General features: G+C 59.3%; 14 protein-coding genes. 12 read left to right on the plus strand and 2 right to left on the minus strand.

Annotated elements, in window-relative coordinates:
* Positions 1–3 precede the first annotated feature (3 nt).
* The 9 genes from AC0L2X_RS08545 (at position 4) to AC0L2X_RS08585 (ending at position 5,886) form a co-directional block, all read left to right on the plus strand.
* Complete coding sequence (locus tag AC0L2X_RS08545; protein WP_473556560.1) at positions 4–567, plus strand: TetR/AcrR family transcriptional regulator; 564 nt, start codon at positions 4–6, stop codon at positions 565–567.
* Between the two features lie 355 nt (positions 568–922).
* Positions 923–1,279 (plus strand): hypothetical protein, encoded by a 357-nt coding sequence (locus AC0L2X_RS08550; RefSeq protein WP_473556558.1) that lies wholly within the window; start codon positions 923–925, stop codon positions 1,277–1,279.
* A gap of 265 nt (positions 1,280–1,544) precedes the next feature.
* Entirely contained in the window at positions 1,545–1,721 is a 177-nt protein-coding gene (locus AC0L2X_RS08555; protein ID WP_352490623.1) for a hypothetical protein, read from the plus strand.
* A 4-nt stretch (positions 1,722–1,725) separates the two neighbouring features.
* Positions 1,726–1,968 carry a DUF982 domain-containing protein gene (locus AC0L2X_RS08560; protein ID WP_352468750.1) on the plus strand — a complete coding sequence of 81 codons (243 nt, stop codon included), beginning with the start codon at positions 1,726–1,728 and terminating at the stop codon, positions 1,966–1,968.
* A gap of 153 nt (positions 1,969–2,121) precedes the next feature.
* Entirely contained in the window at positions 2,122–2,367 is a 246-nt protein-coding gene (locus AC0L2X_RS08565) for a DUF982 domain-containing protein (protein ID WP_473556555.1), read from the plus strand.
* Between the two features lie 511 nt (positions 2,368–2,878).
* Positions 2,879–3,424: a hypothetical protein gene (locus AC0L2X_RS08570; RefSeq protein ID WP_473556554.1), complete on the plus strand. Its 546-nt coding sequence runs from the start codon at positions 2,879–2,881 to the stop codon at positions 3,422–3,424.
* A 283-nt stretch (positions 3,425–3,707) separates the two neighbouring features.
* Complete coding sequence (locus AC0L2X_RS08575) at positions 3,708–5,063, plus strand: selenium-binding family protein (protein ID WP_473556551.1); 1,356 nt, start codon at positions 3,708–3,710, stop codon at positions 5,061–5,063.
* The gene (locus AC0L2X_RS08580; protein WP_292406710.1) at positions 5,060–5,431 is read left to right on the plus strand and encodes a 2Fe-2S iron-sulfur cluster-binding protein; all 372 of its coding nucleotides are present in this window, start codon (positions 5,060–5,062) and stop codon (positions 5,429–5,431) included. Before AC0L2X_RS08575 ends, AC0L2X_RS08580 begins: the two co-directional genes overlap by 4 nt.
* Positions 5,432–5,436: 5 nt before the next feature.
* Positions 5,437–5,886 carry a CoA-binding protein gene (locus AC0L2X_RS08585; protein ID WP_352490755.1) on the plus strand — a complete coding sequence of 150 codons (450 nt, stop codon included), beginning with the start codon at positions 5,437–5,439 and terminating at the stop codon, positions 5,884–5,886.
* A 155-nt stretch (positions 5,887–6,041) separates the two neighbouring features.
* Here the strand turns inward: AC0L2X_RS08585 and AC0L2X_RS08590 are convergent, their stop codons facing one another.
* Together AC0L2X_RS08590 and AC0L2X_RS08595 are read right to left on the minus strand one after the other, a co-directional pair.
* Positions 6,042–7,274: an NAD(P)-binding domain-containing protein gene (locus tag AC0L2X_RS08590; RefSeq protein WP_352490611.1), complete on the minus strand. Its 1,233-nt coding sequence runs from the start codon at positions 7,272–7,274 to the stop codon at positions 6,042–6,044.
* 59 nt (positions 7,275–7,333) lie between these two features.
* The gene (locus tag AC0L2X_RS08595) at positions 7,334–7,891 is read right to left on the minus strand and encodes an OsmC family protein (protein WP_292664767.1); all 558 of its coding nucleotides are present in this window, start codon (positions 7,889–7,891) and stop codon (positions 7,334–7,336) included.
* 453 nt (positions 7,892–8,344) lie between these two features.
* Here AC0L2X_RS08595 and AC0L2X_RS08600 point away from each other — a divergent pair, with 453 nt between their 5' ends.
* From AC0L2X_RS08600 to AC0L2X_RS08610, 3 genes are all read left to right on the plus strand, one after another.
* A complete protein-coding gene (locus tag AC0L2X_RS08600; RefSeq protein WP_473556546.1) occupies positions 8,345–8,626 on the plus strand; it encodes a hypothetical protein in 282 nt (93 codons plus the stop codon).
* Between the two features lie 846 nt (positions 8,627–9,472).
* Positions 9,473–10,168 (plus strand): hypothetical protein, encoded by a 696-nt coding sequence (locus tag AC0L2X_RS08605; RefSeq protein ID WP_473599568.1) that lies wholly within the window; start codon positions 9,473–9,475, stop codon positions 10,166–10,168.
* 597 nt (positions 10,169–10,765) lie between these two features.
* The gene (locus tag AC0L2X_RS08610; RefSeq protein ID WP_473599585.1) at positions 10,766–11,212 is read left to right on the plus strand and encodes a Csu type fimbrial protein; all 447 of its coding nucleotides are present in this window, start codon (positions 10,766–10,768) and stop codon (positions 11,210–11,212) included.
* Positions 11,213–11,234 lie beyond the last annotated feature (22 nt).

Below are 11,234 nucleotides of genomic sequence, written 5' to 3' on the forward strand. Positions count from 1 at the left end.
GAAATGAAGGTCAGTCGAGAGCAGATGGCGGAGAATCGTCGCCGGATCCTGGACGCGGCCAGCCGGCTGTTTCGCGACAAGGGATTCGATGCGGTCAGCGTGGCGGAGGTGATGAAGGCCGCCGGGCTGACCCATGGCGGTTTCTATGGTCACTTCAACTCGAAGGACGACCTGATCGCGCAGACCCTTGCCCATGTCCTCGCCGCGGACTCAGGCGGAGGCGGCGATTTTCGCGCTTATGTGAATGACTATCTTTCACCCCGGCATCGCGACAACTGCGCCGGTGGTTGCCCGACGGCGGGCCTTGCCGCGGCGATCCGCCATCAGACCCCGGCAGCGCGCTCGGCCATGACCGAAGGTCTTCGATCGCAGATCGACCGTATTGGCAAGGCGCTCCCGGAGCTGGATGCGGCAGACAGGCGCCGCGCGGCGATCGGAAGCTTTGCGGCGATGGTGGGGGCAGTGATCCTCGCCCGGGCGATTGACGACCCAGCGTTTTCCGATGAGGTGCTGGAACAGACACGTTCCTGGGTTGATGCCGGGATCAACCAAGTGTCAGCTAGTTAGCCCCGGCCGACCTGTTGTGCTGATTTATGAAACGGGACTTGTTCCCGACGATGTCGCTCGTTCCCCGGCCAGCATTGCAGTCCGAGCGCTCCGCGGCGGGTTCTGCCTCTAACCCGAGACCGCGCTTGCCATGCTCGTCGGTCGAAACGCGGGTGTAGATGACGTACTGCTTCACGGCTTTGGCGTTGTGCCTGACAAGGTGGTAGCCGAAGCCTTGTCTAACGTAAACGCTGAATAGCGGGGAACCCAAAGGCTCCCCAACGCAACGTACCCCGACTACGCGCGTTCTAGTGAATGGGAGGGCGCCATAGCCGATCTGACGGGGGTGGCCTGATGACAAATCGGAGCAACAGGGATGGCAAAGTTTAAAGAAGCCCTTGAGCGCGGGAAGGAAGCTCGCCGTCAGCAGGAGGAGCCCGTCGGCGGCGCGGAGATGGGGAAGCGAGATGCCCCCATGGCGGACTTCAGCGAGCAAGCAAAGGCTTGGCTAAACGACGTCGTGATTGCATCGCTGGAGGCGGCCAAGGCTGACGTGGCAGGCGAGGTGGCTGTCGACATAGACGCCGCGCCACGCCGGCAGGTCAAAGCTTTAACCCCGTCGATTCGTTTCCAGATCTACAGGAAGCGGGAATTGGAGAAGGCGCTTAGAAGAACCTTTATGGTCAACGTTAAGGTGAGCGGGGCGGTGTCCGTACTTCGCCGGGGATGGTGACCAAAGATGTGGGAAACATAGGGGATAGGTCCGACCTACGGGTCCGCACCTTAATAGCCGAACTGATCGAAGACGCTGCCAAGGGTACATAGCAAGGCTGTGCCCACCGGCGCCGTAAGGGAAACGGAGGGGGTACGGGGGGTCTTCGCGCGAGCCAGTTATCCGATCACCGGCTCGGATTTTTCTACCGAACATTCCCGGCCCCTTCTAAGGAACAAATCCGCTCGCGGTGGGGTTCGGTCCTATCAAGCATGTAGGCCCGAACGTGGTCGAAATTGACGCAGCCAAACGGAAGGTTATTGCCGAAGTTGTGCGGCGGTGGATCACTTCAGAGGTAATCCGCAATTACCTTCGCAACCTGCTAAATCTGCCTGTAGAACGGGAGCTGCCGGCCGAGCAAAAGCATTTGCTGCAGGAACTTGATCGGGCCGACAAAGAGTGACTGCATGGCGCTCCATTGGTTCTCCCCGCCGGTCCCTGTCAGGACCGAGGGTAGCGGTTCGACGCGGAAGGTTAGCAACGCTGAAGCAGCCGCCGAGGAACTCCTGAAGTGGACCAACCATGGCCTTCAGTGGGACCTCGCGGTGCGCGTTTGCATCGCCGTGATTTCCGACCAGATGGAACCCGAGGAGGCCCGCAAGGCATTCCTGGCTGCCGCTAAGGAGCAGGGGACGTTAGTCCCTCCATAAGGTGGAGGCCCGCCGCTCGTGGCGACGGCAGGCGGCTGCATCCACGAAGAATCGACCGCTGCGATTTCTAAACTACAGAGCGCCTGCGTTGTTCCATTATTGCGGACTACAACTGGGTTGGTCGGCAGGCTCGTCCCGCTCTAGATTCCCCTGATGGCAACCCATTGGTTCGTTCCTCCTGTGTTCGTAAGGACTGCGTCCGGTGATAGGCATAGCTGCAACAATGCGAGGGCAGCCCTTGAGCAGCTAAAGACGTGGACCCGGAGAGGACCTCGCTGGCACAAGGCGGTGACCCTCTGCCTGTCAGCTTTGGAGGGCGATCCGATTGACCCTCATCTGATACGAAAGGCCTTTGAGGCTGCCGCTAAGGAGGCCAAAATGTATCTCTCTCCTGAGTAGTAGGTGTCATGGCGACCCATTGGTTCTCCCCTCCGGTCAACGTCAAGACCGTAAGCATCCGGTAGGGACCGCGGCGTGCCGGATTTGAAGGGACAACTAGCTGTCGCCTGGTCTCGAATAATTTCGCGAAGGGCCTCGATGCCGAAGTCGCTAAAGGCAGGGGTTGCGATTCCATCGATATCGTAGACCCACAGCTTACCATCCTCAGGCTCGAGCTGGTCCGACAGGCAGGTCTTGATCCTGGCCCAGGATTTGGCGACGCGCCGGGGAGTGCCGCAAGTCATTCTTGGCGGCTGCCAAGGAAGAGGGATTGGTGCTACGCTCGTCTGATTAGGGCCGAATGTGCCAGTACCCGAGCCCAGTTCCCAAACATTCCTGATCCCTACTGCAACCATTCCCTGATCTCCGAGTTGCGCGACAGGCGGGGAAGCTCGGCCGACATGACAAAGCGCGACAAAGCTGGGCATAGGTCCCTTGCAGACGCCGTTCGGCACCAAGGAAGGGGAATGCGATGCGTGCATATTGGTTGATGTGCATTGCCGCGCTTGCTCTCAATGCCGCGCCGGCGGCAGGGGAACCTTCGGTCGAGCGAGGACTCTACATCTCCATCATCGGCGGCTGCCACGATTGCCACACCGAAGGATATAGCGAAAGTGGCGGCAAGATCGATCCGGCCAAGGCTCTCAAGGGAAATGCACTCGGCTTTCAGGGACCGTGGGGTACCAGCTATGCGGCAAACCTACGGCTGACGGCGGTCGACCTCACAGCCGACGGCTTCGTTTCATATCTTCGAGGCCTTGGGACCTATCCACCGATGCCAGGGTATAATGTACGGGCGATGAGCGATGAGGACAAGAAGTCGCTCTATCTCTATATCCGCACGCTCGGTGACGCAGGCGAGCGAGCGCCGGCTTTCGTGCCGCCCGGCGACAAGGTCCATACGCCTTATATCGTCCTCGCCCCGCCCTTGTCGCCGCCCGCCTGCACACGCGATTTCGATTGCGGTGTAGGAGAAGTCTGCGATCCCGGCGGCTCCGGGCAGTGCGTGAAGAGATAACGCTCAGACCAGCTGGCCGCCATCGCGCACTGGCGTTCGCGGAGGGCGTCGATTGGGCGCGGGTTACGGCCGCTCTCGTGCCTTCTATCGCCCACCAATGTTCCGTCGGGATAAGCAGCTCGCGTTGGACGGTCCCGTGGACGCTCTGTCGCCCAGTTGTACGTCACAGTGCGCGCGCTTGACCAGCCACCCCGGCCATAGCGCTAATGCCAAGCATGCACTAACATTCCAGCTTGACCCCGTTGGGGCTGGCCAGTGATCTGTTCAAATTGGGGAAGTACCCATGACCAATCATTGCTGTGGACCGGGCTATGCTTCTCCAGCAGAGGCGATGAGGGCACCTCGCGAAAAGCTGCTCTATACGATTGCCATCTACACTGGCACGGGCATTCAGAAGCCGGACTATTTGTGTACCATTGATGTCGACCCGGAGAGTTCGACCTACAGCCAAGTGATTTCACGTTTGCAAATGCCGGGTATTGGCGATGAGCTTCATCACATGGGCTGGAATGCCTGTTCGTCTTGCCATGGCGATGCGAGCATGGAGCGCAAGTATCTGATTGTGCCGGGTGTGCGCTCGACCAATCTGCATATTGTCGATTGCGCAACCGATCCCCGCAATCCGACACTGTTCAAGGTCATAGACGGCGCTGAAATCAAAACCAGGACCAACTTGTCGGCGCCGCACACAGTGCATTGCCTCGGCTCGGACATCGTCGTTTCCATGCTTGGCGACGCTCAAGGCAATGCCCCAGGCGGCTATTTGCAACTCAACAAGGAGTTCGAGATTGTCGGCCGTTGGGAAAACTCCATGGGCAGCATCAAGTTTGGTTATGATTTCTGGTACCAGCCGCGACATAACGTGATGGTCAGCTCGGAGTGGGCGGCGCCCAATACCTTCATGCCTGGTTTTGACCTGGAGGAGGTTGGCCATCTGAAATATGGCCGAGAGATCCATTTCTGGGATTTTGAGAAGAAGAAGCCAAAGCAAACATTCTATCTCGGTGAGGATGGCTTGCTCCCACTCGAAGTGCGATTCCATCACAATCCAGACAGCAGTCACGGCTTTGTTGGCGCGGCCCTTTCTGCAAACATCATCCATTGGTGGAAGGATGCGGCGGGTGACTGGCAATGGGAAAAAATTGTCGATGTTGGCAATGAGCCGCATCCCGAATGGCCGATCCCGATACCGGGCGTGATCTCGGTCATTCTGCTCAGTATGGACGATAGATACCTCTATCTCTGCAACTGGTTGCATGGCGACATCCGCCAATATGACATCTCGGACCCGCACAACGCCAAGCTCACCGGACAAGTGTGGATGGGCGGACTTCTCGGCCGTGCGCCTGAGGTCAATGGCGTGAAAGTGACTGGCGGGCCTCAGATGATACAGCTCAGCCTCGACGGCAAGCGCCTTTATGTGACGACCTCGCTCTTCTCGACCTGGGACAATCAGTTCTATCCGGAAATCCGCACCAATGGCGGATGCATGCTGATGGTCAATTGCGATACGGAAAACGGCGGCATGGAAATTGATCCGCGATTTGTCGTCGATTTTGGCAAGGAACCTAATGGACCAAGCCGCTGCCACGAAACCCGTTATCCCGGCGGTGATTGCACGAGTGACATCTGGGTATGACCAGCTTCACCATCACCCTCGCTAACCAAGGCGGTGCGGCCTTTGACGTCGATCACCGCAAGCCCCTCTTGCAAAGCTTGCGCGAGCAGGGCGTGGACCTGCCCTACGGGTGCAAGTATGGCGGCTGCATAACCTGCGCGGCCAAGATAATCAGCGGCAAAGTCAGTCAAAAGGCCCAGCGGGCGCTGAACAACCGCCAGATCAACAATGGCTATATAATCCTCTGCGTTGCCCGCCCTATGAGCGACTGCACGCTGGAGGTCGGCGTTGAAAGCCACGACAAGCTCTATCGCAACCCCTTCTTGGATCCCTTGGCCGCACATGAATTGAAAGCCGATATTGCGACCCCGTTGGAAGCAAAGAAATGACCCATATGAATCACGATGAGCCCTATTCGGAGGCTTATCTGCAAGACATTCTCAAGTCGGTCAAAACCATCGCGATGGTGGGGGCCAGCCCCGACAAGACCAAGTTTTCCTATGGTGTTCTCAGGGTTCTGCACGAAACCGGCTATGACATGATCCCGGTCAATCCCACTCCCGGTCTGGATGAAATTCGAGGGCTCAAGGTGTACCCGTCACTGGCGGCCATCGACCGGCCTGTGGATATGGTTGAGGTTTTTCGCCGCTCCGAAGACCTGTTGGAAGTTGCACAGGAAGCCATCGCAATTGGTGCCAGGGTTCTGTGGAGTCAGATTGGGGTCCGCGATGACACCGCCGCCCTGTTGGCGGAGGAAGCGGGCTTGAAAGTTGTGATGAACCGCTGTCCCAAGATTGAGTTGTTCCGCCCCTTCTGGAAGCCGAAGTTGCACTTGGGAATATGATTGCAGGGTCACGGAATTCGGCGTTGTAGCGGTAGCCGACCTGTTCCCTTGGCCTTAGAGCCTGTTCCATCCCGATTGAATCGGGATGGGGCTCTATGTCTTTGTTTGAGCATGATCTTTTCCGAAAACCGGATTCCACTTTTCGGGATCATGCTCTAGACGGTGATTGAATTTTGCCTGAGGTACGATGCCAGATGGTCGCTGAGATCACGCGCGTCATCGCCGGCGCCGTCGATCAGAGCAGACTTGCGGCGGCGCAGAAACTGCATTCCCATCAGGTACATTCCCGGATGTTCTGCAACGCCGCCGTCGTGACGGACGTGGCCTTTGCGATCGAGGACCGGCAACTCCAGCCAGGAGTAGTCCGGCCGGTAGCCGGTGGCCCAGATGATCGTCCTGATCGCGCCTCCGGTAAGGTCGAGGCCGAGCGGCGGGTTGTCCTCGACACGGGTCGGCGGCAGGCGATCCGGCGGCCCGACCGTAGCGTCAAGGCCGTTGGCGCGCGCCCACTCGTCGATGAGGTCGAGCAGTCGGGCCATCTTGAGATCGGAAAGCGCGCACATGTTGCGCAACGACCCCGCAAACTGGGCCTTGCCGTCTTCGGTGATACCGGCGAGGCGGCCGATGAGCCTGACACCGAGGTCGACCAACGCATTGAGGTCGAGAGTCGTGCGGTCGGGTGTGCCGGCAAGCTGAAGCGAAGGAACCCGTCGCGCCCGTCTGATGTCGTCTACCTCGTCGTAACGCTCGTCGAGCACGCCTGCGGCGTCCATCCACCATTCCAGGTCCTTGCCGCGATAGACGCGGGGCGCCCGGATATGCTCGCCCACCGACAGGGTCACTTGACGCCCCGAACGTTGCAGCTCCTTTGCGATCTGGGTGCCGCTCGACGAGGCGCCCACCACCATCACGCCGCCGTCGGCGACCTGAGCCGGATTGCGGTAGGACTGTGCAGTCAGCATGGCGACCGACGGCGGCACGCGGACGGCCAAATCGGGCAGGCGTGCGATGTTGCACGCGCCCGACGCCAGCACGACAGTTCGGCAGCGCCACTCGCCGCGGTCCGTGCGCACGAGATATCCCGCACCGTCGCTGCGAACCGAGGTAACGGTCGTATGTGTTCTGACTGGAGCCGAGATCGCCCTGGCATAGTTCCCGAGGAAGTCGATCACTTCAGGCATCGTCCGGTAGCCGTCGGGGTCGTCGCCATCGTAGCGGAAGCCCGGCAGCCGGCTCTGCCAGTTCGGGGTGAGCAGCCGCAGCGAATCCCATCGCTCGGTGCGCCACGTATGAGCGATCTCGCCGCGCTCCAGCAGCACATGGTCGATAGAGCGCTCCGCGAGGCAGCGGCTCATCGCGAGCCCCGCGTGCCCTGCGCCGACGATCACTGTGGTGACGGAACTAATCGCGCCCTCTCATCAGGAGAGTCTACGGCTCGAAGCGCCTTTCAATTCACCACGACCGTGACGTTCGTCGGATTGGTAACAATGTCATAGACAGCCGACCGCTTCTGCGACTGAGCGACGAGAGCCTCGATGTCCTCGCGCTTGGCGTCGGCGTCGATGTTGTACTTCACCGTGATACCACTGAAGCCGTTGCGGACGTCGCTGTCGATGCCGAGTATGCCCGCGATATCCATGTCGCCTTCAATGGTCGCCTTCACCGACTTCAACTGAATGTTCCGGTTCTGGGCAACAGCGGCGATGCCGGCTGTCAGGCAGCTCGCCAGCCCGACCAGCACGTATTCGACAGGCGTGGCGCCCTGATCCAGGGATGCGAAGACCTCCGGATGGTCGGCATCGAATGCGAAGGTGGTCTTGCGATGCTGGTCCTGGCCGAGACCGTAGAAGCTCTCGACCGTCGAGTGGCTGTGGGTGCCATCCTTCCATTCGCAGGCCGCGCGCCACTTGAACTGCGCGGCCTCTGGGGCGTTGGTAAGCGCTTCGCGTGCGCCGAGCAGCGCCTCGACGTTAACGCCATTGTTTGCCTGTACTTCGGAAGCCATAATTATCCTCCCTACTTTGCACTGGCTTAAAAACCCGACCGATCCCACTGACCTCCTGATCAGATTTTCACCAGGGGGTAGCATGCTATGGGTAGCGAAGCGTTTCTTCAAGTTGTTTCCGTAGAGATATAGTCGCCCTCGTGTACCGAGTTGCGCCTCTATAGCCGACATATGGCGCAAGGCGGACCTGCCCAATGTTTCATGCGCGAACGCCTGGGATGCGAGCGCCGCCATTAACCATCGATTAACTATCCGGTCGCCTTTAATTCAATTTTGCGGCATACTGATTTGGGTAGCGAGGCTGCTCAAGCAGACTGGAACAAAAAGGGTAGTTCTCCTGTTTGCGCATTGTCCCTTCACTCGTGCGCGACAGTCGAAATTGTAAAAAGAAACGACGGAACACCGTCGTCTCATGGGGAGGCGCCAGCATCATGTTTGATGAGGAGCGCCTGAATGAAGATCGAAGACGCAGTTACAGCTGTGACGTCAGAAGCGAGCACGCTCATGTCTTGCCTCGGCCAGCCCGTTGTCGCCTACCACGTCATGGAAATCATGACAGAGACAGACCTGGTCCACGCCCGCGAGATGCAGCACGCCCTGATGCGACGAAGCATCGAGGCTCTTGTCGATGATGGCCTGGAATGCGTCGCCGCCGAACATTTCGCATCCCAGTTCGACGGCCGCGTCGGCTTGACCTGGAGACTCCTGCACGCATCCGACGGTGTGGCGCATTGATCACGACCAGAGCGGTCTTGGCAGGGTCAGCTTCGCGGAGCGAAGCCGATGATCGGCGAAGCCGCCGATCGTCGGTAATTTCCGCACGGCTGCCGCCGATCTTGAGATTGCGGCTTGCGAGGAATAGGCATGTGCGGGCGAGGCCGATATTCTACGCGTGGATTCGTCGGTCCTCGACGCTCTGCCACTCTGGAAGCAGGACTAACGCGATCAAGGCGTAGGAAAAAAGCACGCAGGCCCGTAATATAGCGCCCCGGCGTGGAAAAGGCGCTGGCTCCCCGGGCCGGACAAATTTGACAAATCGAACCGGGTACGAAAAAGCCAGAAAAATCTTTAAATCCAATCGCTTGGTGCGATCGCTTCCACAAAGCATCTACCACCTTGGTGTATCTCGAGGGGTAGCATCGGTGTATCTATAGGTCAAGCCTCTGCGGATCGTCGCAGCAGTCAGAGGCCTGTGCGTGCCACTCCGGAGATCGAGGCACTTCGCTGGAGAAAGGTCGCCAAAGACTGAGCACATCAACTCTTCTTCAGCGAAAGTGGCTGTCGATTGTCCGCACTGAGGGTAGTGGCGCGGTCGCCCTGTCGACTCATGGAGCCACAGGCTCGCAATGCTCATGCACGGAGGGAACGGCGAGCGCTATGGACGCGGGTGAGATTAGGGAGGCTGCACGCCTGCCTTGCCTTTCAATTTCTTTAAAATTGATTCAGAATAGTTTGCTCCCCGTAAGTTACGATGGCGAACATAGCTCGGTGTTCGTAAACTAAAAACTCTCTGAGTTCGTTATCGCTAAAGTAGCAGTCACTGAAACTGCTGCGCTGAGGTAAGAACCAAAGGAGAGTGTCATGGCAAATGTCGTCAAGAATTTCGCCACAGCTTTAGCCGGTGGTGCGCTTATTTTATCTCTGTCTTTTCCCGCCAGCGCGGCCGGCGTTGGCGTCGGTACTGGTGCCTCGATAGGCGGCCCAGGCGGCATCAAGGCCGGTCTCGGTGCCTCGATAGGCGGCAGTGGCGGCATCAATGCGGGAGCCGGCGCCTCGATCGGTGGCCGCAGCGGCGTGAATGCCGGTGCCGGCGCTAACATAGGCGGCAGCAGGGGCATTACGGCCGGAGTCGGTGCGAACATCGGCGGCAGAAGTGGTATTACCGCTGGTGCTGGCGCAAACATAGGTGGCACGAGTGGCGTCACTGCCGGCGCAGGCGCTAACATTGGCGGCAGGAGTGGTGTTACCGCTGGCGCAGGCGCAAACATCGGCGGGACCGGCGGCGTCACAGCTGGGGCAGGTGTCAACGTCGGCGGTACGGGCGGTGTCGGCGTAGGTGTCGGCGTTGGTGGCGGGACCGTTCCCGGCACCCCTGGCACTCCCGGAACACCGGGGACACCTGGAAGGCCTGGCACACCCAGCGTGCCCACGGTGGTGGCCCAGCTGTCGAGCAGCCAATTGATCCGAATGAAGAAGCGCTGTGCCGACGTACTCAGCAGCGAAGGCACGTATGACAGCGATCTGCGTCAGCTTTGCATGCTCATTGCGCGACGCTAAGGAGACTGTTTGGGAGTGTCGGATCGGGCCGTGAGGCTCAGACAGCACTCTCCTGGCTTCGCGGCCCGGGAGCCCGTCACTCGCAAGGTGGCGGGCTTCATTGCGCCCGAGCCCCCGCGCTGAGCCGCTGTCGAGTCAGCACTGACCAGGCGGCATCCGCAATCCACTTGGCAGCTTGAGACTGGCCTATTTCGTGTTCATCAGGTGGATCTTGTCCCGTCTCATCACCACCTGCCATGTTGTCCACAGAAATTTGCAATCAGTGTGCAAAGCCGCGGGTGCCGAACTTTCACCAAATCTGCCGAACTTTCACCAAATCGGCACGCAAAATGACGAGGTTGGGGGAGCGATCGACATTACAGGACCAAATCAGGCCGCGAAATGCACCTCTCGACCTCTTGGGACGTCCCCTCAGCCGAAATTTGCAGAGGGGCGCGCGGATGAGCTTGGCCTCACCATTAGTTGAATCTTAAGGGGAGGCATGGCAGAGGCTTTGTTGATGGTTCTCGCGACGGGCGAGTAGCCGGAAGACAATGGAGTACTCGCATGCGCGCCAAGCTGGCAGCCGTCCTTGCCTTTCTTTCGACCGCAGCCCTGATGACCGATTCTGCCTTCGCCGTCACCGCGAACGGCAGCATGACGGTTCGCCTGACAATCACCACCGAATGCAAGGTGCAGACTGCCGGAGACCTGAATTTTGGTTCGCATGGCGTCATCGATACCGCTCTCGAGCAGACCAGCACTATTGGCGTGCAATGCACCGCCGGCCAGACTTACAACGTCGGTCTAGGCAAAGGCAATGGCAGCGGAGCGACAGTCGCGGTTCGCAAAATGACCTCGCCAGCGGCGGCGACAGTAAACTACACCCTCTACAGTGATTCCGGGCGGACCTCGGTGTGGGGCACGACTATTAATACGGACACGGTCCCGGGAACCGGTACAGGCAGTTTGCAAGACTTGACGGTCTATGGGCGGGTGCCCGTGCAGTCGACGCCGGCAGCAGGCGACTACACTGACACCGTCGCGATCACAATAGAATATTGACCTCCTCCCAAACGCGAGGGAA

This window comes from Mesorhizobium sp. WSM4828, from assembly GCF_055811175.1.